Raw genomic sequence first — 26,556 nt, forward strand, 5'->3', positions numbered from 1 at the left:
TCACCCTCTTACCATTACTTATATCATAATTTAAAGATATAAGTACCCTACAATTTTGAGAAGATGAAGAAGAATGGTTGATTTAGAGTGGTGTGAAGTAGTATAAGGTAGGTATTTTTATAACAAAATGCATAATATAATACTTCAAGAATTGATTTTATATATAGACGGAAATAAATCAAGATTAAAATGTTTGTTTGGTATGGTAATTAGTTTGCTGACGGGCAGCTCAATTTATCAAGAAGGTTTAGCACTTGGTATTTTAGGTGATGCTAAAGCGACGTCAAAAACTCATAGAATTTATCGTTTTTTAAAAGATTTTAATTTTGATTATATGAAGGTTGGCTATTTGCTATTAAGCTTTTTTGCTTCAAAAAATTATGTCGTAGCAATGGATAGGACAAGTTGGAAATTTGGTAAATCCGATATTAATATTTTATTTTTAGTAATGGTAATTGGTAAAATATCGGTGCCAATATTCTGGAAGACTTTGTCGCATGGTGGCGGGTGTTCTGCAGAATTTATGAAGGAATTTTTACAGAAATTTATTAATAATTTTGGCGTTGAAAGAATAAAATATTTGCTTGCTGATAGAGAATTTATGAATAAAGAATGGTTAGACTTTCTGATAAATAACCATCTAAAGTTTGTTATTCCATTAAAAATGGATCATAAAATTCGTCTTACAAAAGGTTTAAGAACTTTAACCATTGAAAGAATATTTAGTGATGTTAAAGCCTTAGAGTATAGGGCTTGTAGTGGTATATTATGGAATAGAAAGGTTAATTTTACCGCATATAGAAATGATAAGAGCGAGCTGATGGTTCTGGTGTCTTCAATTGAAATAGAGCAAGATATTTTTGCTTTATATAAATTTCGTTGGAGTGTTAACGACTATTTTTGCACCTAAAAAGCGGTGGTTTTGATATTAAAAAAAGTCACATTGTAAAATTGGATAGATTTGAAAAATTATTAGTGATAACTGCTATTGCTTCAGCTTTAATAGTCAAAAATGGAATAATACAAAATGCCTTAAATCCCATCCGAATAAAACGGTACAAAACCATTGAAAGACAATTGTTTTCATTATTTACCTATGGCTTTGATCATATCAAAAATGCTTTTTATCAATCTACAACAGCCATAACGCAGCTAATATCCACATTATTAATACCTCCCAAACAAAAACTTTTTTCTATCCTAATACCATCTTTACAAAAATTGTAGGGTACTTATATCTTTAAATTATGATATAAGTAATGGTAAGAGGGTGATTTGAGGGGTACTTGATTGAGATAATCGAGCATAGAATAAGTACCCTCTTACAAAGTTTGCTTTGAACAAATTGCAGAAGGTGTTGGAAGTAGCAGCCTTGCACAATAAGACGAAGGAGATTATATCATGAGTAAAATAATAGGTCTAGATGTAAGTAAACAATGGCTTGATATATGTGTATATAATACAAGCGATAAACCTAAATATCATCGTTTTGCCAATGATGCAGCTGGTCATGAAGAGGTGATTAAATTAGCAAAAGAGCAAGAGATTAAGCTAATAATATGTGAACCCACTGGAGGATACGAAGCTGAGATTTGTCAAAAGCTGTATAATAATAAGCAACAAATACATAAGGTCAATACATATAGTTTTAATTCTTTTAGTAAATCGGTAAATTTGTGTAAAACTGATAGGAAGGATGCATTTAAATTAGCATATTATGGTGATAAGATGCAGCTTTCAGCGAATTATATATATCAAGTTGAATCAGAGAATTTGAAGAGATATAAGCAAAGACGAGAAGATTTAGTATTAATGCTTAGCAATGAAAAGAAAAGACTACATCATAGTATTGATGGTATTGATAAAGATAGTATAGAAAAACACATTAAATTCTTACAAAATGAAATAGCTGAGCTTGATAAGAAGTTAAACAAAACAATAGATGAGTCAGAAGAGTTAAAAGAGAAGGTAAAAATATTAGAGACTGTACCTGGTATTGGTAAATGTTTGGCTACAAAACTAATTAGTTTTGTACCTGAATTAGGGGATAAAAATTATAGTAGCAATGAATTGTCAGCAATTGTGGGGATAGCTCCGTACGCCCGTGATAGTGGTAATAAGCAAGGACGAAGATTTATTAGGGGAGGCAGAAAAATACCACGGGATGCTTTATACATGGCGGTATTAACTGGCAAAAATGGTTTTCAATATTTAAAAACTTTATACAATAGGCTTGTTAATAATTTTAAACCTAAGAAAGTTGCGATAGTTGCTTGTATGCGTAAGCTACTTGAAGTTTGCCATAAACTTATTCAACAAAAACGTTGTTTTATTATTTAGATAAATATTTTTTTGAAAATTTAGATAAAAGATAATTGCTATGCACTAAGTTAACTAAAAATTTTGTTAACTTAGTATAGTCAATTGATGAGAAGTTGGGGGCGTTGTCTCTCAATGCTTGCCTATTATACCAATTGCAATAATTAACACGGTGTGTTTATCCAGTCTCTATACATAATTGATTTTACTAAATCTACATTATGAGCAAATTGATTCCAAGCGTAACAAGCCATAGTGACGATATCTTCATATACACCATAACATTGGTTAGACAAGAAATGATTTTTGATCCATTCCCAAACTTGTTCCATTGCATTAAGTTCCGGTGCATAGGGCGGAAGCGGTATCAAAGTGATATTGCTTGGCACAGTTAGTTTTTTGGCTGTGTGCCAACCTGCATTATCCGTTAGTAAAGCTATATGTCGGTTGCCTTGAATACTGCGAGAAAGCTCTTCTAAGAATTTATTCATTGCCTGTGTGTTTGCATATGGTAAAATTAATGCAAAAGCTTCTCCTGTATCATGGCAAGCAGCTCCATAAATATATGTTGAAATGAATTGCTGTTGCCGAACTTTACGGGGTCTAGTGCCACGCTTAGCCCATATACGAGTTAAGCTACCTTGTTGCCCAACTCGAGTTTCATCCTGAGACCATATATCAACTTTACATCTATCGATATTTTTTGGTAATAATTTTGTTAACATGTCTGGGAAGTTTTTTTATATGTATTTTGAGTCTCTTGATTTGACTTTGGATGCATTGAACGAGAAGTAATCCAGCTAAAACCAAGGCGGTGCATAGTATTGTAGACTGTTTTTAAAGCGCATTTAGCACCATATTCCTCAAGTAACATGATATGTAGCTCCTTTCCAGTTATATACCCACCAGTTTTACTTTCACTGAGCGTATTGATTTTATCAAAAAGAGCAGACTCTTGTATAGTGTTAATCTTCCTAGGGGCACCGCTTCTTTGTGATTCAAATAATCCTTCAAAACCATGATTCCTAAATCTTCTGAGCCATGATTGCACAGTTTTCCAGTGTGACTTCACTATTTCAGATATGGCTTTTAAAGATTTGCCTAATTGAAGGTGATACATCGCCAATAAACGTATACGATTTCGACCATGCGGCTCATGTTTCATCATTTTTATAAAATCATGACCATGAAAACCTTGTGGTAATATTAACCTAGCCATTTGAGTACCTTTATCAGTTAAAAACCCATTTTACACCACTGCGTTAATTATTGCAATTGGTATTACTTATCATAGTACCCTACAATTTTTGTAAAGATGGTATTAGGATAGAAAAAAGTTTTTGTTTGGGAGGTATTAATAATGTGGATATTAGCTGCGTTATGGCTGTTGTAGATTGATAAAAAGCATTTTTGATATGATCAAAGCCATAGGTAAATAATGAAAACAATTGTCTTTCAATGGTTTTGTAGAGTCAATCATTTAATTTGTGTAAGTTCATTTTTTATTTTCCAATAAATCATATTTAAAATCTCCACAAAGTATTTCAAATTGATTTAAAGCTAAAGACCAATCTTTAATAGGCATGGTCCATTTTTTGGCTGCATTTTGTAGGGATAAAAATATTATTTTTTGAATTGACTTATCATCTGGAAACACCCCCTTATTTTTGATAATTTTTCTAATTTGACGATTTACAGATTCTATAGTGTTAGTAGTATAAATTACCTTTCTGTTCTCTTCAGGAAAGGCAAAAAACGGTATTATCCCAGACCAATTACGTTGCCAAATATCAGAAATTACCGGATATTTTTTATCCCATTTTACACCAAATTGCTGAAGTTTTAAACGTGCCATTTCGTCATTATTAGCTGTATAAATTTGTTTTAGATCTGATGTGACCTCTTTTAAATCTTTATATGACACATACTTTACTGAATTGCGAACCATATGTACAATACATAATTGTACTATAGTACTCGGGAATACACTGCTTATAGCTTCTGGAAAGCCCTTTAAACCCCACACAAGCAACATAAATTTGTTCAATTCCTCGATTCTTTAACTCAGTAACTACTTGCATCCAAAATTTAGCACCTTCATTTTTGCCTATCCAAATGCCAAGTAACTCCTTTTTCCCTTCTATATTTACAGCAAGTGCTAAATATACTGCTTTATTTATTACTATGTGATTGTCTCTAGATTTTACATAGATACAGTCCAAGTATAATATTGGATACACCCTATCTAAACAACGATTTTGCCACCTAGTTACTTCTTCTATTACCCCATCTGTTATGGTGGATATCAAGTCACCAGATACATCAGTTTGATATATTTCTTCTAAATGCCCTCGGATCTCGCTGACTGTCATACCGCGACCATAAAGGGATATCACTTTCTCATCAAATCCATTAAATCTCCTCAGCCCTTTTGGTATTAATTGAGGATTATACTCTCCTTCCCGATCTCTTGGTACTTCTACTGTCAGCTTACGACCATCCCCATCAATTACTGTCTTCTCATAGCTACCATTACGACGATTATTATCTACTTTTGGCATCTTGCTATGTTTTGAATATCCTAATTCATGATCCAACTCACTTGCTAATATTTTCTCAACTATTTGCTTCTTTAGCTGTTGAAATAAACCATCTCGACCAAATAACTCCGATGGATCTGCTTTTGATAATAATTCTTCTACTAGCTGATTACTGATGTTTAATGTATCTTTATCTGTATCTAATTTTTTAGCCATAATTCCTCCTTGCTTGCTTAAGTTACTTTTTTTACAGTAATCTCTTACTGCTTTCTTTGCAACTTACACAAACTATAGGACAGACTCGTATTATTCCATTTTTGACTATTAAAGCTGAAGCAATAGCAGTTATCACTAATAATTTTTCAAATCTATCCAATTTTACAATGTGACTTTTTTCAATATCAAAACCACCGCTTTTTAGGTGCAAAAATAGTCGTTCAACACTCCAACGAAATTTATATAAAGCAAAAATATCTTGCTCTATTTCAATTGAAGACACCAGAACCATCAGCTCGCTCTTATCATTTCTATATGCGGTAAAATTAACCTTTCTATTCCATAATATACCACTACAAGCCCTATACTCTAAGGCTTTAACATCACTAAATATTCTTTCAATGGTTAAAGTTCTTAAACCTTTTGTAAGACGAATTTTATGATCCATTTTTAATGGAATAACAAACTTTAGATGGTTATTTATCAGAAAGTCTAACCATTCTTTATTCATAAATTCTCTATCAGCAAGCAAATATTTTATTCTTTCAACGCCAAAATTATTAATAAATTTCTGTAAAAATTCCTTCATAAATTCTGCAGAACACCCGCCACCATGCGACAAAGTCTTCCAGAATATTGGCACCGATATTTTACCAATTACCATTACTAAAAATAAAATATTAATATCGGATTTACCAAATTTCCAACTTGTCCTATCCATTGCTACGACATAATTTTTTGAAGCAAAAAAGCTTAATAGCAAATAGCCAACCTTCATATAATCAAAATTAAAATCTTTTAAAAAACGATAAATTCTATGAGTTTTTGACGTCTCTTTAGCATCACCTAAAATACCAAGTGCTAAACCTTTTTGATAAATTGAGCTGCCCGTCAGCAAACTAATTACCATACCAACCAAACATTTTAATCTTGATTTATTTCCGTCTATATATAAAATCAATTCTTGAAGTATTATATTATGCATTTTGTTATAAAAATACCTACCTTATACTACTTCATACCACTCTAAATCAACCATTCTTCTTCATCTTCTCAAAATTGTAGGGTACTATAATTACTTATAGGCGTCGCTCCATCGCTCCTAGCCCCAAATTCTCTTGAATTGACTATAATTGATCATTGGAGTTAAAATTATGAAAATTTCTCGTCTTCATAGAAGATATAGCAATATCAAACTAATTGAAAATTATTCGTTAAATCTTGCAGAAGACCATAGCCACTACCTTAAAACAGTATTAAGGCTAAAAATTGGTGATCATTTTAGAATCTTTAACGGTATAGATGGTGAGTTTATAGCACAAATTACCGATATAACAAAAAATAATTTACATGTTGAACTTACTAATATTTTAAGAAAAACAATAATCGAACCTGAGCTTACTTTAGGGATATCGATTATTAAAAGTGATAGAATGTTAGATGCCATAGATATGGCTGTACAGCTTGGGGTGACAAAAATTATTCCATTAATTACAGAAAGGTCTCAATTTCGTAATGTTAATAATCAAAAATTGATGAAATGTATTATCGAATCTACAGAACAATCCGAACGTTTGACCCCGCCCATTCTTCTGCCATTAACATCACTTAGTCTTTTCTTCGATCAGAACCTAGATAATTCTATAATATATGCTAATGAAAATGAAGATGAAAATAATACATTATTAAAAATAATGCCTATATCATACTCAAATATTTCAGTTATTGTCGGTCCAGAAGGAGGTTTTTCACCGAATGAACTTAAGATACTTTCATTGAGACCTAATAGTTTATCAATAAGTCTAGGAGCGAATGTTCTGCGAACTGAAACTGCCGTGGCAGCGTGTATAGCACAAATTAAATTATTTACCCAGCCTCCTAGCCAAATATAAAAAAGATAGCTTTAATTATACAGGATAATGATAGCACAAATATTAGCCCCACTAAGTATAAAATTACAAACCAAAGCCATTGTTTGCATTTCTGAGAAATAAAAATTTTTCTCAATTTACTAATACATTGGGTGATGAGTTGATTTTCCACGGAATATATAATAACAATAAATTGTATAACCTAATATTATCGGTAAAAGTAACGCAGCTCCTACCAACATTAGAGATTGTGATTCGGCTATTGCTGCCGATTGCCATAAAGATATTTGATATGGTACGGTAAAAGGCCAGATGCTTAAAATTAGCCCTAAATAGCCCAGAGTAAAAAGTAAAACTGAGTAACAAAAAGGCTGGTATTCTTTATTTTTATAAAGAGTGGTAAATAACATAAATAAGGTAAAAATAGTTAAAATAGGAATGAATGAGAGATATGCAAAATTAGGCATAGTAAACCAAAATATACGAATTCTCTCGTTTAAAAATGGTACCCATAAACTTACTAGCCCCATAAATAACATAACATAAATTAATACATATGCTGCAGATTTACGAGCCCATATTTGCGTATCTTTGTCAGTTTTCATGATCAGCCAAGTACAACCAAGTAGGGCATAACCAAATACCAGAGCAATACCGGTCATCAGAGAAAAAGGGGTGAGCCAATCAAAAGCATCGCCAGCAAATACCCTGCCATCCACTTTAACGCCTTGGATAAAAGCTCCCAGCATAATTCCCTGAAATAAGGCGGCAATGATAGAACCAAAATGGAAAGAATAATCCCATATGTAACGATCCTTTGGAGTTGCCTTAAATCTAAATTCAAAAGCTACCCCGCGAAAAATCAAGCCCAAAAGCATTGCAATAATTGGTATATAGAAGGCTGACATCAAAATTGCATAAGCCAGTGGGAACGCAACAAATAATCCACCACCACCTAAAACTAACCAAGTTTCATTACCATCCCAAAATGGTGCTATGGAATTCATCATTTTATTGCGGCAATCTTGAGTAGGAGCAAATGGAAATAATATACCAACCCCCAGATCAAAACCATCTAGTAATACATACAGAAATATTGCTATGACAATTAGTCCACCCCAAACTAAAGGTAAATCTATATAGGGGGCAAAGTTAAGCATGGTTGTTGTTCTCATCAATTGACTATAACAGGTATTATACCTGAATTTTAGGGCTTCTGCTACCTTTATCTTGTGTTAAAATTTTACCCAGAAATAACCGCCCCATAAACTATAATCCCACTATATTACACTTCCAGTGAAACATTACTATAATAGTAATAATCTCTGAGAGTCCTATACCATAGTACCCTACAATTTTTGTAAAGATGGTATTAGGATAGAAAAAAGTTTTTGTTTGGGAGGTATTAATAATGTGGATATTAGCTGCGTTATGGCTGTTGTAGATTGATAAAAAGCATTTTTGATATGATCAAAGCCATAGGTAAATAATGAAAACAATTGTCTTTCAATGGTTTTGTACCGTTTTATTCGGATGGGATTTAAGGCATTTTGTATTATTCCATTTTTGACTATTAAAGCTGAAGCAATAGCAGTTATCACTAATAATTTTTCAAATCTATCCAATTTTACAATGTGACTTTTTTCAATATCAAAACCACCGCTTTTTAGGTGCAAAAATAGTCGTTCAACACTCCAACGAAATTTATATAAAGCAAAAATATCTTGCTCTATTTCAATTGAAGATACCAGAACCATCAGCTCGCTCTTATCATTTCTATATGCGGTAAAATTAACCTTTCTATTCCATAATATACCACTACAAGCCCTATACTCTAAGGCTTTAACATCACTAAATATTCTTTCAATGGTTAAAGTTCTTAAACCTTTTGTAAGACGAATTTTATGATCCATTTTTAATGGAATAACAAACTTTAGATGGTTATTTATCAGAAAGTCTAACCATTCTTTATTCATAAATTCTCTATCAGCAAGCAAATATTTTATTCTTTCAACGCCAAAATTATTAATAAATTTCTGTAAAAATTCCTTCATAAATTCTGCAGAACACCCGCCACCATGCGACAAAGTCTTCCAGAATATTGGCACCGATATTTTACCAATTACCATTACTAAAAATAAAATATTAATATCGGATTTACCAAATTTCCAACTTGTCCTATCCATTGCTACGACATAATTTTTTGAAGCAAAAAAGCTTAATAGCAAATAGCCAACCTTCATATAATCAAAATTAAAATCTTTTAAAAAACGATAAATTCTATGAGTTTTTGACGTCGCTTTAGCATCACCTAAAATACCAAGTGCTAAACCTTTTTGATAAATTGAGCTGCCCGTCAGCAAACTAATTACCATACCAACCAAACATTTTAATCTTGATTTATTTCCGTCTATATATAAAATCAATTCTTGAAGTATTATATTATGCATTTTGTTATAAAAATACCTACCTTATACTACTTCACACCACTCTAAATCAACCATTCTTCTTCATCTTCTCAAAATTGTAGGGTACTATAGTCCTATACTGCAAACTACTTTACGCTTACGGTTAGGATTTGGTAATATATATTTATTTTGCTCCGTATCAAAATGCTTGCAAAAATCATCAATTAAGCAGAAAATCTCCGTAATAGGGATCATAATATATTCTCCAATTTTGTTGTTATTATTCGAGAACTTTATAATCCCTCCCTTCTTACTTTTCAAATATTCTTTCTCCTAACACACTAGTTTGAAAGAAGGTTTTATTTTTACCATAGCTCACCACCAACAGTTTGTTTATATTATTACATAATGCTTAGCATTTTGTTTGGTGCTTACGTCAAACTCAGGTTATTATAAAGACGGAGCTTTGTCGTGCTTAATTTCGTGGGGATACATCAGATTGCGAGGAGCTACTTTAGTAGCGACGAAGTAATCCAAAAAAACGATTAAAATGGATTGCTTCGTCGTGCTTTAGCCCTCCTCGCAATGACGCTTAGTAGTCAGCCTTTTTACTCATCATAAGGAAATAAAAAAGATATAGTCAATTGATGAGAAGTTGGTGACGTCGTCGCTCAATGCTCGCCTATTACTTATAGGCGTCGCTCCATCGTTCCTAGCCCCAAATTCTCCTGAATTAACTATAAACTGCCATGATGCCCTCTTACCCTGTTCTAACTTTCGACAGCTGTGCTGTTTATGATTTTACATATGGATTTTCAGTTTTGGTATAAATAAATCTTATTGGAACACCTGGTAAATTAAAAGCTGCCCGCAAGTTGTTTATAAGGTACCTAGTATAACTATCAGTGATTTTTTCAGGATTATTGGAAAATAGCTTAAAGGTCGGTGGACGAATTTTTGTTTGAGTCATATATTTAATTCTAACACGTCTTCCGCCTTTTTGTAAGGGTAACGGATGTTGTTCAAGGGCAAAACCTAACCAATCATTCAGTTTACTTGTTGTAATTTTTTTATTCCATAAATTATAAATTCTGATAGATTCATCTAGCACCATATTAATATTATGTTTTTTTAAGGCTGATATGAATATTATTGGCAATCCTCTAACTTGCGGTAGATTGGTTTCTATCTTATAAGCAAATTCCTCTTTAAATTTATCCTGGTCTCTTCTCTCAATCAGATCCCACTTATTAACTACTATAAGCAAACTTCTGCCTTGATCTATAACATAATTGGCAATATTTAAATCTTGTTGTTCTAGAGGAGTTCGTGCATCAACCATCAGAATAACTGTATTAGCAAACTTGATGCTATTAATAGCATCAGAAGATGATAATTTTTCTAAGGATTTAGTAACCGTGCCTTTTTTTCTTAAGCCAGCCGTATCAATTAATTTAAATTTATTATCATTATATAGCCAATCAATTTCTATAGATTCCCTTGTTATACCGGCTTCGGGACCTGTTAATAATCTTTCATTGTTAATAATGCTATTAATAAAAGTAGATTTTCCTGCGTTTGGTCGACCACTCACCACTATTTGTATATAGTTAGCTTTTATTGGATCGGTTAATTGGTCAGTTAATTCTTCCTCTCCATCTTCACTTTCTAATTCTTCAGTTATTGCATCGTATAAATCTGCCATACCAACACCATGCTCGGCAGAAATTGGTACTACATTATCAAAACCAAGCTTGTAATATTCTTTAGCAAAGTCAAATCGCCCTTCACATTTATTAACGATTAACACAGATTTCTTATTATATCTTCTGATAAAATTAGCAAAAAACTGATCTTCAGGTAACACCCCCTCCTTGCCATCTACCACAAGACATAGCAAATCTGCCTCTATAATCGCTTCCATAGTTTGTTGTATCATTCTATATTCTAATTTTTCATCTTCTGCTTCTTCTAAACCAGGAGTATCAATTACCGTAAAATCGAATGGGCCAATTTGTGCGTCAGCGTATTTTCGGTCGCGTGTTACCCCAGGGAGATCATGTACGATTGCCTTTTTCCTGATAGCTAAACGATTAAAGAGCGTAGATTTTCCGACATTGGGTCTGCCAATAATTGCCACAATTTTTTTAGTCATGTCACTTCATTTTATCATAATAACGCGTTAGCACTAATATCAAATCATTTGAATATTAGCAATATTTGCTATATTATTAGCACTTAATTATATAAAGTTAAACAGTTTATTGTACCTATCAGGGATTTTATATATAGTTATTCAAAATAACATTTTAAATAATATATAATGGCAACAATGAGTACAAATAATAATATTAATGATGTTGTAGAAATTACAGCACAAAGTGGTTCGTCAATTTTTTCTCTGATATCGTCATCTGATATCATCGGAAAATCTGTTATGATAATTTTGGTAATTGCCTCAATCTGGGCATGGACTATTATTATAGATAAGATACTCCATTTAATTCAGGTAAGAAGGAAGATTGCAGTTTTTGAAGTTACTTTTTGGTCAGGAACAGTTTTAGACCAATTATATGAAACTACCAAAAGAACAATCAATAATCCTCTTGCTGCAATTTTTGTAGCCGCGATGAATGAATGTAACCGTCAAAGTTCCAAAAACCTCACTGATGCACTTAAAATTAGTCATAAAGAGCGAATAATACAATCTATGTATTTGATCAGAAATCGTGAAATTGAAAGATTAGAACAAAATTTAGGTTTTTTGGCAACTGTTGCTTCTAGTACACCATTCATAGGATTGCTGGGTACTGTCTGGGGGATTATGCATAGTTTTCAGTCTATTGCAGCATCAAAAAACACCTCACTTGCTGTTGTCGCCCCTGGTATTGCAGAAGCTCTACTTGCAACGGCAATTGGCTTATTTGCAGCAATTCCGGCAGTGATTTTTTATAATTACCTTTCCTCGCAAATAATTAAGATTAACAACAAAATCGATGATTTTATTAATGAGCTTAGTTCTATATTATCAAGAGCTATAGATGAAGGAAAAATGTAATGGCAATACAATTACGCAACTTAGGTAATAACTCAGGTAATCAAAGAGCAAGAAGTAATTTAGTCAGCGAGATTAACGTTACACCACTCGTTGATGTTATGCTAGTATTGTTAATCATCTTTATGATAACCTCTCCAATGCTAGTATCAGGTATTAATGTTGATCTACCAGAAACAACTTCTAGCCCACTATCAGGACAAGATGAGCCGTTAGTGATTAGTATTAACAATAAAGGAGAATTATATTTATTAGAATCTAAAATAGAAAGACAAAATTTGGCTAGCAAGCTAACTAATATTACAAAAGAAAAAAAAGATACTAGAATTTTTGTAAGAGGAGATAAAAATGTATCCTATGGTGAGGTAGTTAGTGTTGTAGCTGAAATCCATGCAGCTGGCTTTTCTAAAGTAGCACTAGTTTCAAATATTAAATATAATGAAAAATAATAATATTGTTTCTGTCTCTTTTATTTGCTCGATGGCACTTCATTTACTAATAATTTATTTTTTCTTATTTGGTATGCCATCATTGCTTAAAAAACTTCCTGAAGAGCAAGTAATAGTTTTTGAAATGTTACCGATTAGTAATCAATCTAATGTACCCAATAAAACCAAACAACCTGAAAAAGCTATAGAAAATCAAGATGCAAAAAAGGTAGAACAAAGCAAACCTGATTATGTAGAAGAGAAAAAACCTGTAGAGAAGGCTGTTGAAGAAAAGAAAATTGTAGAAGAAAAACCGGTAGAAGAGAAGAAGTCCATTGAAGAGAAGCCTATTATTGAGGAAAAAAAGCCTATAGAAAAGCCTATTATTGAAGAAGAAAAGCCTCTAGAAGAAAAACCTATTATCGAAAAAAAGAAGGCTATAGAAGAGAAGAAACCTACAGAAGTGAAAAAGCCTACAGAAGCAAAGAAGCCAATTGAGAAAAAAAAGAAAATTCCTAATAAAAGTGACTTAGATTCTTTGCTTAAAAATTTAGAGCAATCATCCGAAGGCTCTAATGCAAAGTCAAATAAACAAGCAAGAGCCAAAGAAAATAAAGAAACTCAGGAATCGAAAGGTTCATACGATGACACGTTAGCTCTTTCTATCAGTGAAATATCTTTAATTAAGCAACAAATAGAGAGATTATGGAGCAAGCCTATTGGGATACAAAATCTTGAGCAGTTAAGGGTAATTTTGTATATTGCTTTAAACAAAGATGGCAGTGTTAAAGAAGTAAAAGCAAAAGAAACAATATGCCTAAATATAACGAAAACAGCTTGTGATGCTCTATCTGACAGTGCAATGAGGGCAGTATGGCAAGCAAGCCCTATTAATAATCTAGACCCTCAACGTTACGATAGCTGGAAAGAATTTAATTTTCTTTTTAATCCGAGTAAATTATAATGGTTCCAATATTTTGGACAGAAAAATAAGAAAAATGAGATAGAATTCTTTAGCAAACAAGGAGAGCTAGAGATGAAAAAACAAGTAAGGCAATATAGTGCTGAGGAGAAAGCCAAAATTGTCATAGAAGCAATTAAGGGAGAGCTAACAATAGCCCAGATAACCAGTAAGTATGGTGTTCATGCAACACAGATCAGTAACTGGAAAAAACAAGGTCTTGAGTTGTTAGTACAAGGTTTTAAGAATAAAACACAGAGTGCTGATCCAAATCAGCAGGGGTTAATCAAGAATCTATATGAGCAAATTGGTCAGCCAATTACTCCCACTAGAAGTGGGAGTTTGTTATAGAACCGCTCAAAGCGGGTTAATATTACTTATTTTGACCTGTAAAACAGGTTAAGTTGATCAGCTCTTTTATCCTCAGATTCTTGGTTTTGAACGTATTTACGTACTACCTCTTCATTCGCTCCTACGGTACTCACAAAATATCCTCTTGCCCAAAATTTATGACCAGCAAAATTTTGCTGTTTATTCGCTATATTTTGTGCTACCCATATAGAACTTTTACCTTTAATAAAACCCACAATGGTTGAAATAGAATGTTTGGGTGGAATGGATATTAGCATATGCACATGATCCTGCATTAAATATCCTTCCTCTATCTTACATTCCTTTTGACCCGCTAAACGATGGAATACTTCTTTTAACTCTTTCCTAATAAATCCAAATATTGTTTTCTTGCGATATTTGGGTGTAAAAACAACATGGTACTTACATTCCCATGTACAGTGGTTTAAACTATTATAGTTTGGCATATACATTATCCTTCTTGATTCTGCTTTGAGCGGCAAAATCATTTAGGGATATCTTTAGTATATGTCAAACACTATGATTCCACCGCTGAAAGCGGTGGCTTAGCATTTGGGATAGTTAAGCGTTGAGTGTGACTGGCTCAAAAAAAAATCTGCATTGTTTGGAATTAAAGGTTAGGTGTAATTTCCAGATGATAAGTCAATTCAAAAAATAATATTTTTATCCCTACAAAATGCAGCCAAAAAATGGACCATGCCTATTAAAGATTGGTCTTTAGCTTTAAATCAATTTGAAATACTTTGTGGAGATTTTAAATATGATTTATTGGAAAATAAAAAATGAACTTTGTGAGTAGACCTAACCAATTGCTTGGTTAAGCCCCTCCTCAGAACCGGACATGCAGAGCTACCGCATCCGGCTCCCGAAAGGTAAGATAGGCTTGTACCCTATTTTTTTTTTGTTGGTTTTAGAACATTGAAATGGTCTTCCACTTATTTGGAAAGTCGACCCTTTTGAGTATTTCAGCTAATCTTTGCCAATTCATCTTACGCTTCCCACCCATTCTATTAAACCACCCATATATTGCTCGCCTAGTTTGGTGAATAAATGAACTTACTCGTCTTTGATTATCTGATATACCATGATAATTGATCCACCCCTTTGTAGCTCTAATGACTTGCAATAATATCTGTTCTTTGCCCCTCTCATTAAGGTGACTTCGTAGATATTCTCTTAGCCCTTTAAGCTTCTCGGTAAATCGATCTTTCCTTGTGGTATATTTTAATCTCCATATGTTACCAAACCTTGATTTACCCCAATAGCAAGTAAAGCCAAGAAAATTATAACTCTTGATCTTCTTACCTTGCTTAGCTAAGTCCTCAGCATGGTATCTACCGGACTGAATCATCTGCGATTTAGCTTCATTGATGTTCAAGCCATACTTGTTTAATCTTTTGGGCAAAACCTCATAAAACTTCCTCGCGTCTTCTTCATTCTCAAAGACGAACACCATATCGTCACAATACCTCACCATTCCAGTTTGCCCTCTTATGTTTTCCTTGCTGATTTTAGCAAACCAACAGTCAATAACATAATGTAGGAAGACATTTGCCAAAATTGGTGATGTTTTAGACCCTTGGCGGCATCCTTCCTTGTTAGTAACTGTAATGCCGTTTTCTATAATTGGTGTTTCCATCAGTTTCATAACTAGTCTTAGGAATCTTTTGTCAGATATTCTCTTTCTTAGGAATCCCATCAACTCAGAATGTTTGATTGAATTGAAGCACTTAGTTATATCAATTTCAACTACAGCTCCTTTATTGAAGTTATACGTAAGTCTATTCAACTCCTTAAGTGCATCATGGGCGTTTAATTTAGGTCGAAACCCGTAAGAACATTTTAAGAATATTGGCTCGAACACTGAGTTTAATATCTTGCTTACTGCCGACTCGATTATCTTGTCTTCAAAGCATGATATTACCAAAGGTCTTTTGCCTCCATCTTCTTTTGGAATCAATGTAATTCGTGCAGGTTTAGCTTGATATTGCCCCTTGCGAATTTTAGTAAGGAGCGAGAGCAAATTTGCTTCCAACTTCTTACCATAAACCGCTTTGGTTATACCATCTATTCCTACAGCTTTCTTGCTATCAAGTTCCTTATATTGTTCTTCTAACATCTTTAAATCAATAATATGTCCAAGATTATTAAACTTTATGTCTTGATTTTGTGATGATAGCAACTTTATACGCTCAAGTTTCGTTGACCATGTATTTCCGTCTATGCTGTGTACGGTCATTGTTTCCCTCTTACGTTCTTACCTTTCTGTCAGCCCTTCGCTCCACTCCCATTACGAAGCTTCATCACTACTACAACTGACTCAGCCATCCTTAACACCATCTCCAAAGCCTTATGTTTCGGCACTTGTACTTTGAATACTTACTTAACTCAGTAAGAGTTATAAGAACTTCTCAAGTTGTGTCATTAATCTCTACAAACTCGCTGACGCCTGAGACCCCGATGGTTGAAAACTTTCGGATTTTCGCTAGTTTGACCTCTAGTTTTCTCTTGTCTACTGCGTTGTGTAGCACATCGACTTCCACTACCAATATCATTTCAGGGCTATCACGTTCACCATTTGGTTTCGGCTCGGATGTTTCGCTGTCTACGCTTTACTACTGTCGTTACCTTCAGCAGCACAAGACTCGCTATATGGTGGAGCTAGCTACTCCTTCCATAACAGGACTTTCACCCGTAAGATTAATGCACCTTATCTTGACGCACACACAAATTAAATGATTGACTCAATAGTTATCGCAGGCAGCATCCTTGCTAATAGATGTTGACCATATACTATTTTAAAGGGTCTTGCTACGTTATGTTCTAAATTTTAATAGTTTACATATTGTAGTGGATCAACAGCTAGCTTTCCCTGGCGAATAGCAAAATGCAGCTGAGGGTATTCGGCATCTCCAGTACCCCCTACATGTCCTATTACTTCTCCTTGTGAAACTGTTGCTCCTTTTTGAACAATTAGGTCTTGTAAATAAGCATAAGCAACATAAAGATCGCTATTATCTAATTTTACTATTAGTAAATTACCAAACTTCGTATCATTACCTGCAAACATTACTTTACCTGAGGCAATAGATTTTACATTAGCACCTTCTTTTGCAGCAATATTAATCCCTTTGCTTTTTCCTTTAGATGTTTGTTCACCAAATTTGATAATAATTTTACCATTAATTGGTTTGATAAATTTTGTCGCATTTTCCGTTTCTCTTATAGTGCTTTTTCTTATTGATCTTTCTTGATTTTTTTTATTTAACAGCTCGGTATTAACTTTTATCATGATAATTTGAGATTTGCTAAGATGGTATGGGGCAGACATGTTATTTAGCTCAGCTAATTGCTCAACCGTTTGACCATACTCATTGGCTATCGATTCTAACGTTTCTCCTGATTGAACCTCACGATAGATTATCTTATTATCATCTAGTTTTACTTTTGGGACTATTATTATATCGTCCTGATTTTGAGGCTTTATAGCATGGCGTTCCTGTAAGAAACCAGTTGGAGCATCAAACTCTTTTTCTTTCTCGTCAATCTCTTTACCTATTATTTCGCCTTCATCACTTTCTGATATATGGTTATTTTCAGAATATGTAGTAGTTGGTGGTTTTGTAGTTGTAGCTTTTTGGGAAAAATCCTTTCCACGATTATATTCAATAGGAGCTGGAAGTTGAGTAGCACATCCAGAAATCATAAATATTACAAAATAGATAAAAAATATATTGTTTTTCATAACTAACCAAAAAATTTGCAATTTTATTATGCAATAAACTAACTTTAATGTACAATTAATTTTAGTATTTTTTTACCAAGATTACGTAATTATGAAAACTTACAGCGTTCTAATAGCCAGTGACCATTCCGGATTTTCACTCAAGAGTAAAATTATCAGTTATTTAAACAATAAAAATATATCTATCCTTGATTATGGTACCTATAGTCAAGAAGTAGCGGATTATCCAGATTATGCTAAAAAAGTTGTTGATGGAATCTTAGAAAATATAGCTCCTTTAGGAATTTTAATTTGTGGAACTGGTATAGGTATGTCAATTGCCGCAAATCGTACATCTGACATAAGGGCTGCTTTATGTTTTGACTTATTTATGGCAGAAAGATCAAGAGCCCATAATGATGCTAATATAATAGTGTTAGGAGCTAAGATACCAAACGAAGAATTGGCATGTCAAATGGTCGATAAATTTTTAACCACTAAATTTGAAGGTGGAAGACATAGTACTAGATTATCAAAAATAAACTAGGAGGCATATATATAGTGAATTAACTTGAATTGGCAACGTTATAAATCCGATTAGTATTTAGCATCAGCGTCATTGCGAGGACAGCAATTGCAAATATGACATTATAGATACATAGAGAAATTTTAGCATTGTGATCCACTCAACTTTAAGACGAATAATATATTTTTCGAGTCTGTCCTATAGTTTGTGTAAGTTGCAAAGAAAGCAGTAAGAGATTACTGTAAAAAAAGTAACTTAAGCAAGCAAGGAGGAATTATGGCTAAAAAATTAGATACAGATAAAGATACATTAAACATCAGTAATCAGCTAGTAGAAGAATTATTATCAAAAGCAGATCCATCGGAGTTATTTGGTCGAGATGGTTTATTTCAACAGCTAAAGAAGCAAATAGTTGAGAAAATATTAGCAAGTGAGTTGGATCATGAATTAGGATATTCAAAACATAGCAAGATGCCAAAAGTAGATAATAATCGTCGTAATGGTAGCTATGAGAAGACAGTAATTGATGGGGATGGTCGTAAGCTGACAGTAGAAGTACCAAGAGATCGGGAAGGAGAGTATAATCCTCAATTAATACCAAAAGGGCTGAGGAGATTTAATGGATTTGATGAGAAAGTGATATCCCTTTATGGTCGCGGTATGACAGTCAGCGAGATCCGAGGGCATTTAGAAGAAATATATCAAACTGATGTATCTGGTGACTTGATATCCACCATAACAGATGGGGTAATAGAAGAAGTAACTAGGTGGCAAAATCGTTGTTTAGATAGGGTGTATCCAATATTATACTTGGACTGTATCTATGTAAAATCTAGAGACAATCACATAGTAATAAATAAAGCAGTATATTTAGCACTTGCTGTAAATATAGAAGGGAAAAAGGAGTTACTTGGCATTTGGATAGGCAAAAATGAAGGTGCTAAATTTTGGATGCAAGTAGTTACTGAGTTAAAGAATCGAGGAATTGAACAAATTTATGTTGCTTGTGTGGATGGTTTAAAGGGCTTTCCAGAAGCTATAAGCAGTGTATTCCCGAGTACTATAGTACAATTATGTATTGTACATATGGTTCGCAATTCAGTAAAGTAAGGTGGTCCCCTTTGTCTAGACAAAAATTTAGATAAATAGAGATATAATTCACAAAAATTAAATTGTTGTTTTTATACAATATTTTTTTCAAAATATACACATTCTATAATGGTTCCAATATTTTGGACAGAAAAATAAGAAAAATGAGATAGAATTCTTTAGCAAACAAGGAGAGCTAGAGATGAAAAAACAAGTAAGGCAATATAGTGCTGAGGAGAAAGCCAAAATTGTCATAGAAGCAATTAAGGGAGAGCTAACAATAGCCCAGATAACCAGTAAGTATGGTGTTCATGCAACACAGATCAGTAACTGGAAAAAACAAGGTCTTGAGTTGTTAGTACAAGGTTTTAAGAATAAAACACAGAGTGCTGATCCAAATCAGCAGGGGTTAATCAAGAATCTATATGAGCAAATTGGTCAGTTAAGCGTTGAGTGTGACTGGCTCAAAAAAAAATCTGCATTGTTTGGAATTAAAGGTTAGGTGTAATATGATAGAGCCTAATCATAATAAGTTAACAATTGTACAACAGTGTAAGTTATTGGATATTAGCAGGTCAACCTATTACTATCAACCTACTGGTATTAGTGAACAAGATATCAAGATTATGGCAATAATTGATGAGACCTATACTATGCATCCATATTATGGTATGCGGCGGATGGCTAAATATTTACAAGCCCAAGGTTTTTCGGTAGGTCGTAAAGCTGTTAGACGTTACTACAAGATAATGGGTCTTGAAGCTGTTTATCCTAAAATAAATTTAAGCAAGAGGAATCAAGCGCATAAAATATATCCTTATTTACTAAAAGGATTAGAAATAGTATTGCCAAACCAGGTTTGGAGTGCAGATATAACGTATATAAGACTGAGCCAAGGGTTCGTATATTTAGTAGCTATTATTGACTGGTATAGTCGTTATATTCTAAGTTGGCGAATCTCCATTAGTTTGGAAAGTGAATTTTGTGTAACAGCCCTTGAAGACGCTATAGAAAAATATGGTATGCCAAAAATATTTAATACTGATCAAGGAGTACAATTTACCTCGGAGAATTTTATTAGTATGCTAAAGCTACATAATATCTTGATTAGTATGGATGGTAAGGGACGAGCCTTAGATAATATTTTTATTGAACGTTTTTGGCGATCATTAAAACAGGAAAAAATTTATCGGATTATTTTAACAACAGTAAAGGAGGCAAAGACAGCAATTAACGAATATATGGACTTTTATAATAGACAAAGGATACATCAAGCTTTGGATTATAAAACTCCAGAATGTGTATATTTTGAAAAAAATATTGTATAAAAACAACAATTTAATTTTTGTGAATTATATCTCTATTTATCTAAATTTTTGTCTAGACAAAGGGGACCACCTTACAGTATACACTTCCCTCCCATTATAAATCACTAAATTATATACTAATGGTAATTTCTTTCTTCCTTTTTTATGCCCTTCACATAATAACAATGTGTATTTCCATAATCGCAGAGCTGTCCAATAATCAACGCCTGATTGAGCCTCAATCAACACATACACAAAAGCCTTACCCTGATTCTTGGTTTCAACTCCATACACTATATCACTATATTTTTTGTTTAAAGATTCTTCTATGTAGCTTTCTTTTTCTACTGTTATTTTTGATAAATCTACTAAACTTTTAAAATCAGTTGGCAAATAATATTCCAGAAATTCTTGTGCTGCCACAGGATCAGCCATTATTGTTTTGACTAATGAATCATGCTTTAACTTTTTTGTCATTTTTCTATTTACCTTGATCATGATATTGCAGCAATTGCTTTCTATCAATCTGTCAATAACATTCTAAATTCAAATAAATAATTTGTTGTGCCTGGAAATTTTATTATTCCCTGATCTCTCAGCCACTCTTTGCCACAACAGCACTGAAGTTGGGACGCAAAACAGGATTGCTACGACCACTACGTTATCTGGCAATGACTCTTGGAGTTCAGCTTATGTCATCTGTTGAGTCTGGCAGTTTGTTCTTTAAGATAAAAGGTATTTGTAGCAATAGGAAAACGAACATCATAGGTATTGCTCCAAATATTTTAAATATAACCCATGTAGATTCTGCAAAATTACGCCATATTATTTCATTTAATACTGCCATGAATAGGAGGAAAGCTGAGGTTCTATAGCTTAAAATATTCCAATTTTTATCTTCAAGTTGAATAAAATGATTAAACATATATTTCATAAATGCCTTATTTCTTACTGCACTGATAAAAAATGCCCCACCAAAAATTAAATATAGAATAGTTGGTTTGATCTTGATATACATAGAGTTACCACTGATCAAAACTATACTAGCTGAGACTAATAACACTCCAGAAGATATTAATAATGATCTTGAAACTTTACCTTCTATAAAATAACACAGACTAACGCAAATAATTGAAGTAATAAGTATATATAACGTTGCACTTTGCATGCTACCGCCATAAAAATAGCCAATAAAAAACGCTATAAGCGGAGCAATTTCTGATAAAAAATTAAGCATAAATTAGGTTTATTTCTCTGTTACTAGTTTTTTGTGCATCTGATTTTCATTTGTATAAAGATATTAATTAATCCTAGAGTACAAATATAAAAAATGACTTGTAAGCCATTAGGCTTAGCAATATATCCAGTAATCATATTTAGAAAATTACCATAAATGCTGTTATCAGAAACTAGCCATGAGCTATCCCAAAGCTGGTCGGGCAGAATAGTAATAATTCCTGAAGAGGTTAATATACCAGCCGCTTCTGCTGCAAAGCCACTGGCAATAAGCATTAGTAAAATTGAAGATATACGAAATATATATTGTTGGTTTGCTAATTTTATAAAACCTAAATATATAACAATACCAATTGTTAGTCCGCTAACCATACCAATAATTAACCCTAGTAGATAACTATTAGCGTCAATTACTTCAACTGAGGAAATACTGTAAACTAATAAAATAATTTCCATTCCTTCTCGAAGAATAGTTGCTGCAACAATCAATACTAGCATTATATAACTACTATCACCGCTACTAATTTTTACGGACAAATCATTAAGATGTCGCTTTATCTTAATACCATAACCTTGCATCCATACTATGGTCCAACCAATTAACACAACTGTTAGTAAAATAACCGCAGAATTAAATATCTCATCACCCATACCACTAAATGATATGGATATAGTGCGAGTGAAGAACGCGAATAATGCAGCAGATACTGTGCCAAGCATAACTCCAGCAATTATATAAATTCTAGATTTTTCTAATTGTTTTGTTACAGCAAGTATTACCCCAAGCAACAAAGCTATTTCTAGACATTCTCTAAATACTACTAACGCTATTTTAAACATTTAAACCATAAATAAATTTAATTAACAATGAGAACCCCTTGAGCCGTCTCTTGGTGAAAATCTCCGAAGAAATCATATTTACCAGGAGCTAAAGGGGCAAGTATTATATTTATAGAGTCATTTGGCATAATGATCTTTTCGCGGTGCAGATCATGACTTTCAAACTCCTCTACAGTATTATCTTGATTGTGGATAATAAAACGAATTTTCTTACCACTAGGTACTGTAATAACATCAGGCTCAAATCTATGATTTTTTATGACTGTTACAATTTCTAATATAGCAGTATCTGTATTATTTTCAGATTCAACTTTATTATTAATTATAAAAATTATTATTCCTGATAATAGAACAACGCCTATAAAGAGTCCAATGGTAGCTTTTCTTTTCATAATTTTAACTCGAAAGCTTTATTAAAGTTACAAAATACACTAATATAATCATAATCACAAGTATATATAGCAGAGTATAGTTTTTTTGTTTCTTATTTTTTGATAATTTCATAAGTATCCTTCCTAAATTATACAATATAATTGTATTACCACTAAGTTAAAAGATCTTGTTTTAATTTTAAATTATTATTTTTATTAATTATAGTCCTATAAACTTGTATATTTTCCAACACACGCTGCACATAATTCCTAGTGTGAGGATATGGTATTAGCTCAATCCAATCAATTACTTGCCATAAATTTTTTAGCTTTCGTGGATCACCAAATAGATCAATCCACTTTGATATGGTATTAGGACCAGCGTTATAAGATGCGATAGTTAGAATATATGACCCATCAAATCGTTGTAACAGTGTTTTTAAATAATTGCTACCTAGCATAATATTATATTCAGGATCAGTGGTTAGTTTTTTAATGTTACATTGATGATTAAGAGATTTTGCAGTATCACAGGCAGCAGCTTTTTCAAGTTGCATTAGCCCATGACCTTTAGCGTCATTAATGGTGTATTGATTAAAACCCGATTCATGTCTGATAATACTATATGTTAAAGCTTTCTCTACAGGAGAGGTTTTTACTGCCTTTATATGCGTGATAGGGAAAGCATAATCTTTAATAAAAACATGATATTGACAAGCGATTCTTGCTATTTCTACCATATGGAAAATATTATCATAGCTACTAATTAGCTTAGTAATTAATAAAATTTCAGATGGCTTTGATGATTTTCTAATAGCCGTATCAGCATATAAAAAAGCTAAACTATACTTACCATATTTAATTAAATGTTTTATGGCTCTAATAATTTCACTATTTTCCAAATTAGGCTTAATGGATTTAGGTTTTTGTGGTAGAATTAAGTGATTCGTTTTAAGCTCAATATTTGCCAACTGCCCATAAAAACGATCAGAATATTTAGCCGCCATATTATAAAATTTATTTGCTTGTTTTAAATCCCCTTTTGCTTGATATGTTCTAGCTAGCCAATATTGTCCCCTTGATATACTTAATGGCTTTGTTGCAAGTTTCATAAATTTATTAAAATGACTTAAAGCAAGGTCAGGCTTATCTAAGAATCTAAGAGCAAGCCAACCACTAAGCCACTCTGCTTCTCTGATATATTCATGGCTTACAGCAAGAGGTATAGTAATTGTTTTATAGCTATTGGCAAAATCTTTTTGGTCAATAAATTCTCTGGCGTAATAGGATTGTAGGCGACCCCAACGGGCAGAATGTATGTTATCTAGCTTAACTTTTTTAAATAGAGTAATACTTTTGCTGGTGGGGATATCTTTTTTTTTGGAATCCAAATAGTGAAATAATAAAGCAGGAGTATAATATTTTTCTGATAGTTTTTGAAAAAGTTTTTCACTGTCACTGGACTGGTTTAGTATAGAAATTTGGGCAAGGAAATTTTGTTTATAGCCATTACTTACATAGTGCATATATTTTTTGGCACTATTAATATCGGTTTCCCATAAATATTGATCAATTTTTTTCACATGCTCTTCTTCACGTAATATATTTTTGAAATTAGTTAAATATTGTTTTTCTTCTGGAGCAGTAAAGACGCCATAAATCCAACCATTTTTTATAATTTTTGCTAATTTCTGTTGATCTTTTATTAATTGTTTAGCAGCTAAAGCGTAGAACTTATGACCTAAAGGCGTGATTGGTTCGTTTTTATTAAACCAGTTTATGATTAAAGTTTTGTCTGTATCGTAATTTAGATATTGTTCAGCTCTCTCCTTTAGTTTGTTGATATGTGGCCAGTGGGGATTATCTTGTATGAATTTTATTACCGATGCAAAATTATTCTTTTTATAATTTTGGTCTAAGAACTGTTGAGACATGACAATTTTGATTAAAGCTTGATCTTTTGAAGCTTTTGCCATCTTTTCACAATCTTGCCATTCTTTGTTGTCTAGATGGGTAAAAGTGTTTTTAATAAAAGTATCTTTATCATAGATCAATGCCATTGACTCTGATGTTAATAGTTCTAGAATGATTAAAATCATTGACAGTATTGTCTGAATTCTCATAATCAGCAGTATGTAAATTATAATTATTATAAGGTGTTATTATGAATAGAGCATTTGTCTTTCCAGGTCAAGGAGCACAAATAGTTGGTATGGGAAAAGAGTTTTATGATAATTTTCAAGTAGCAAGAGAGACCTTTGAAATTGTCGATGATACTCTTGGCAGAAAATTAAGTCATATTATCTTTAATGGATCAAGTGAAGATTTGACTTTAACAATTAATGCCCAACCGGCACTAATGACCATCTCTATGGCAATAGTGAATGTTATTAAACAACAAACAAATAGCAATATTAGTAATCTGTGTTCATATGTTGCTGGTCATTCTTTAGGAGAATATAGTGCATTATGTGCAGCAGAAAGTATAAATCTACAAGTAACTACCGAATTGCTAGCGGTACGTAGTAAGTCCATGCAAGAAGCCTATCCGCTAGGTGAAGGTTTAATGGCAGCATGTATAGGCATTCCTCTGGAAAAGCTGGAAGAGATTGTGAAAGAAATTACCAATTTTGATATAGCTAACGATAATATAAAGGGGCAAATAGTAATTAGCGGTGAGATTATGGCAGTGCAGCGGGTAATGTCTATTGTAAAAGATTTAGGATACAAAGCTATTAAATTAAATGTAAGTAGTCCTTTTCATTGTAGTTTGATGAAGCCAGCAGAAAATAAAATGGCACAAGCTTTAGATAAAATAACAATTAATAAACCGTTTGTTCCGGTGATACAAAACGTTACAGCCAAACCAACAACTAATCCTATAGAGATAAAGAAAAATTTAATCTCACAGATTTGTGGTAGAGTGAGGTGGCGTCAAACTTTAGATAAATTAGAAAATCTAGAAATAGAACAAATAGTTGAAATCGGTGCAGGTACGGTTCTGACGAATATGCTGAAAAAAACTGACCATAAATTTAATTTGATTAATGTTTCCACTATAGCAGAATTGGAAGAATTTCTTAAAATTGTATAGTTAGGAAAGTGATTAGAAGTGAGCGTTCTTATTCAAGACGTCATTGAGAGACCATGTAATGGTCGAAATAATGACAATATGGGGGCAGATGATTACAATTTAATTTATAGTCAATTGATGAGAAGTTGGGGACGTTGTCGCTCGTCTATTCTTATAGGCGTCGCTCCATCGCTCCTAGCCTGAATATTGCATGAAAGAA

The 26,556-nt window shown here is 32.8% G+C and carries 27 protein-coding genes and 3 pseudogenes; 13 read left to right on the plus strand and 17 right to left on the minus strand.

All coding sequences use genetic code 11. The features are described 5' to 3' along the window. Nucleotides 1-127 precede the first annotated feature (127 nt). From NBW66_RS11725 to NBW66_RS11735, 3 genes are all read left to right on the plus strand, one after another. A complete protein-coding gene (locus NBW66_RS11725) occupies nucleotides 128-910 on the plus strand; it encodes a transposase (protein ID WP_250311091.1) in 783 nt (260 codons plus the stop codon). Next, nucleotides 901-1,227 carry a hypothetical protein gene (locus tag NBW66_RS11730; RefSeq protein WP_250311092.1) on the plus strand — a complete coding sequence of 109 codons (327 nt, stop codon included), beginning with the start codon at nucleotides 901-903 and terminating at the stop codon, nucleotides 1,225-1,227. The genes NBW66_RS11725 and NBW66_RS11730 overlap by 10 nt, the downstream gene beginning before the upstream one ends. 174 nt (nucleotides 1,228-1,401) lie before the next feature. Beyond that, nucleotides 1,402-2,340 (plus strand): IS110 family RNA-guided transposase, encoded by a 939-nt coding sequence (locus tag NBW66_RS11735; RefSeq protein WP_250310767.1) that lies wholly within the window; start codon nucleotides 1,402-1,404, stop codon nucleotides 2,338-2,340. 143 nt (nucleotides 2,341-2,483) lie between these two features. Here NBW66_RS11735 and NBW66_RS11740 read toward each other — a convergent pair whose 3' ends face one another. From NBW66_RS11740 to NBW66_RS11760, 5 genes and pseudogenes are all read right to left on the minus strand, one after another. Beyond that, nucleotides 2,484-3,044 (minus strand): IS630 family transposase, encoded by a 561-nt coding sequence (locus NBW66_RS11740; RefSeq protein ID WP_250310543.1) that lies wholly within the window; start codon nucleotides 3,042-3,044, stop codon nucleotides 2,484-2,486. Then, complete coding sequence (locus NBW66_RS11745) at nucleotides 3,038-3,538, minus strand: helix-turn-helix domain-containing protein (protein WP_250310542.1); 501 nt, start codon at nucleotides 3,536-3,538, stop codon at nucleotides 3,038-3,040. Before NBW66_RS11745 ends, NBW66_RS11740 begins: the two co-directional genes overlap by 7 nt. A gap of 79 nt (nucleotides 3,539-3,617) precedes the next feature. After that, on the minus strand, nucleotides 3,618-3,767 hold the full coding sequence (locus NBW66_RS11750; RefSeq protein WP_250310699.1) for a hypothetical protein: 150 nt from the start codon (nucleotides 3,765-3,767) through the stop codon (nucleotides 3,618-3,620). Nucleotides 3,768-3,814: 47 nt separating this feature from the next. Next, nucleotides 3,815-5,075 (minus strand): annotated as a pseudogene (locus NBW66_RS11755) (IS256 family transposase). Nucleotides 5,076-5,106: 31 nt separating this feature from the next. Continuing rightward, nucleotides 5,107-6,060: a transposase gene (locus NBW66_RS11760; protein WP_250311093.1), complete on the minus strand. Its 954-nt coding sequence runs from the start codon at nucleotides 6,058-6,060 to the stop codon at nucleotides 5,107-5,109. A gap of 169 nt (nucleotides 6,061-6,229) precedes the next feature. Here NBW66_RS11760 and NBW66_RS11765 point away from each other — a divergent pair, with 169 nt between their 5' ends. Beyond that, complete coding sequence (locus NBW66_RS11765; protein WP_250311094.1) at nucleotides 6,230-6,967, plus strand: 16S rRNA (uracil(1498)-N(3))-methyltransferase; 738 nt, start codon at nucleotides 6,230-6,232, stop codon at nucleotides 6,965-6,967. A gap of 119 nt (nucleotides 6,968-7,086) precedes the next feature. On the opposite strand, the gene cydB is transcribed toward NBW66_RS11765, so the two are convergent. The 4 genes and pseudogenes from cydB to der form a co-directional block, all read right to left on the minus strand. Further along, complete coding sequence (gene cydB / locus NBW66_RS11770; RefSeq protein WP_250311095.1) at nucleotides 7,087-8,106, minus strand: cytochrome d ubiquinol oxidase subunit II; 1,020 nt, start codon at nucleotides 8,104-8,106, stop codon at nucleotides 7,087-7,089. A gap of 189 nt (nucleotides 8,107-8,295) precedes the next feature. After that, complete coding sequence (locus tag NBW66_RS11775; protein ID WP_250310546.1) at nucleotides 8,296-9,396, minus strand: transposase; 1,101 nt, start codon at nucleotides 9,394-9,396, stop codon at nucleotides 8,296-8,298. Between the two features lie 87 nt (nucleotides 9,397-9,483). Continuing rightward, nucleotides 9,484-9,609 (minus strand): annotated as a pseudogene (locus NBW66_RS14680) (IS982 family transposase); the annotation flags it as partial. 538 nt (nucleotides 9,610-10,147) lie between these two features. Next, nucleotides 10,148-11,509, minus strand: a complete 1,362-nt coding sequence (der, locus tag NBW66_RS11780; protein WP_250311096.1) for a ribosome biogenesis GTPase Der — start codon at nucleotides 11,507-11,509, stop codon at nucleotides 10,148-10,150. Nucleotides 11,510-11,686: 177 nt separating this feature from the next. Between der and tolQ the strand changes: the two genes are divergently transcribed. The 4 genes from tolQ to NBW66_RS11800 all read left to right on the plus strand — a co-directional run bounded on the left by tolQ (nucleotide 11,687) and on the right by NBW66_RS11800 (nucleotide 14,149). After that, nucleotides 11,687-12,412 carry a protein TolQ gene (tolQ, locus tag NBW66_RS11785; protein ID WP_250311097.1) on the plus strand — a complete coding sequence of 242 codons (726 nt, stop codon included), beginning with the start codon at nucleotides 11,687-11,689 and terminating at the stop codon, nucleotides 12,410-12,412. Further along, nucleotides 12,412-12,858: a protein TolR gene (tolR, locus tag NBW66_RS11790; protein ID WP_250311098.1), complete on the plus strand. Its 447-nt coding sequence runs from the start codon at nucleotides 12,412-12,414 to the stop codon at nucleotides 12,856-12,858. The genes tolQ and tolR overlap by 1 nt, the downstream gene beginning before the upstream one ends. Next, a complete protein-coding gene (locus tag NBW66_RS11795; protein WP_250311099.1) occupies nucleotides 12,848-13,801 on the plus strand; it encodes an energy transducer TonB in 954 nt (317 codons plus the stop codon). The genes tolR and NBW66_RS11795 overlap by 11 nt, the downstream gene beginning before the upstream one ends. A 72-nt stretch (nucleotides 13,802-13,873) precedes the next feature. Continuing rightward, on the plus strand, nucleotides 13,874-14,149 hold the full coding sequence (locus NBW66_RS11800) for a transposase (protein ID WP_250310850.1): 276 nt from the start codon (nucleotides 13,874-13,876) through the stop codon (nucleotides 14,147-14,149). 26 nt (nucleotides 14,150-14,175) lie between these two features. Here the strand turns inward: NBW66_RS11800 and tnpA are convergent, their stop codons facing one another. The 3 genes from tnpA to NBW66_RS11815 form a co-directional block, all read right to left on the minus strand. Next, entirely contained in the window at nucleotides 14,176-14,616 is a 441-nt protein-coding gene (gene tnpA, locus NBW66_RS11805; protein ID WP_250312178.1) for an IS200/IS605 family transposase, read from the minus strand. 464 nt (nucleotides 14,617-15,080) lie between these two features. After that, on the minus strand, nucleotides 15,081-16,409 hold the full coding sequence (locus NBW66_RS11810; RefSeq protein ID WP_250310618.1) for a reverse transcriptase domain-containing protein: 1,329 nt from the start codon (nucleotides 16,407-16,409) through the stop codon (nucleotides 15,081-15,083). Nucleotides 16,410-17,000: 591 nt separating this feature from the next. Beyond that, the gene (locus tag NBW66_RS11815) at nucleotides 17,001-17,915 is read right to left on the minus strand and encodes a LysM peptidoglycan-binding domain-containing M23 family metallopeptidase (RefSeq protein WP_250311100.1); all 915 of its coding nucleotides are present in this window, start codon (nucleotides 17,913-17,915) and stop codon (nucleotides 17,001-17,003) included. Nucleotides 17,916-18,006: 91 nt separating this feature from the next. Between NBW66_RS11815 and rpiB the strand changes: the two genes are divergently transcribed. From rpiB to NBW66_RS11835, 4 genes are all read left to right on the plus strand, one after another. Next, the gene (rpiB, locus tag NBW66_RS11820; protein ID WP_250311101.1) at nucleotides 18,007-18,441 is read left to right on the plus strand and encodes a ribose 5-phosphate isomerase B; all 435 of its coding nucleotides are present in this window, start codon (nucleotides 18,007-18,009) and stop codon (nucleotides 18,439-18,441) included. A gap of 255 nt (nucleotides 18,442-18,696) precedes the next feature. Further along, nucleotides 18,697-19,530 (plus strand): IS256 family transposase, encoded by an 834-nt coding sequence (locus NBW66_RS11825; protein ID WP_250311102.1) that lies wholly within the window; start codon nucleotides 18,697-18,699, stop codon nucleotides 19,528-19,530. 181 nt (nucleotides 19,531-19,711) lie between these two features. Beyond that, nucleotides 19,712-20,011: a transposase gene (locus tag NBW66_RS11830; protein ID WP_094649795.1), complete on the plus strand. Its 300-nt coding sequence runs from the start codon at nucleotides 19,712-19,714 to the stop codon at nucleotides 20,009-20,011. Nucleotides 20,012-20,018: 7 nt separating this feature from the next. Then, complete coding sequence (locus NBW66_RS11835; protein ID WP_250311103.1) at nucleotides 20,019-20,837, plus strand: IS3 family transposase; 819 nt, start codon at nucleotides 20,019-20,021, stop codon at nucleotides 20,835-20,837. 78 nt (nucleotides 20,838-20,915) lie between these two features. Here the strand turns inward: NBW66_RS11835 and NBW66_RS11840 are convergent. The 5 genes and pseudogenes from NBW66_RS11840 to NBW66_RS11860 all read right to left on the minus strand — a co-directional run. Then, nucleotides 20,916-21,293: pseudogene (locus NBW66_RS11840) on the minus strand (Rpn family recombination-promoting nuclease/putative transposase); the annotation flags it as partial. A gap of 208 nt (nucleotides 21,294-21,501) precedes the next feature. Then, nucleotides 21,502-22,053, minus strand: coding sequence for a septation protein A (locus tag NBW66_RS11845; protein WP_250311104.1), 552 nt, complete (start codon nucleotides 22,051-22,053; stop codon nucleotides 21,502-21,504). Nucleotides 22,054-22,076: 23 nt separating this feature from the next. Continuing rightward, nucleotides 22,077-22,892, minus strand: a complete 816-nt coding sequence (locus NBW66_RS11850) for an FTR1 family iron permease (RefSeq protein ID WP_250311105.1) — start codon at nucleotides 22,890-22,892, stop codon at nucleotides 22,077-22,079. A 17-nt stretch (nucleotides 22,893-22,909) separates the two neighbouring features. Beyond that, nucleotides 22,910-23,284 carry a cupredoxin domain-containing protein gene (locus NBW66_RS11855; protein WP_250311106.1) on the minus strand — a complete coding sequence of 125 codons (375 nt, stop codon included), beginning with the start codon at nucleotides 23,282-23,284 and terminating at the stop codon, nucleotides 22,910-22,912. A gap of 152 nt (nucleotides 23,285-23,436) precedes the next feature. After that, a complete protein-coding gene (locus NBW66_RS11860; RefSeq protein ID WP_410525837.1) occupies nucleotides 23,437-25,359 on the minus strand; it encodes a lytic transglycosylase domain-containing protein in 1,923 nt (640 codons plus the stop codon). A 68-nt stretch (nucleotides 25,360-25,427) separates the two neighbouring features. On the opposite strand from NBW66_RS11860, the gene fabD reads away from it, so the two are divergent. Continuing rightward, nucleotides 25,428-26,357 carry an ACP S-malonyltransferase gene (gene fabD / locus NBW66_RS11865; protein WP_250311108.1) on the plus strand — a complete coding sequence of 310 codons (930 nt, stop codon included), beginning with the start codon at nucleotides 25,428-25,430 and terminating at the stop codon, nucleotides 26,355-26,357. The last annotated feature ends 199 nt before the right edge of the window (nucleotides 26,358-26,556 follow it).

Source organism: Rickettsia endosymbiont of Oedothorax gibbosus (assembly GCF_936269705.1).
Lineage (GTDB): Bacteria > Pseudomonadota > Alphaproteobacteria > Rickettsiales > Rickettsiaceae > Tisiphia.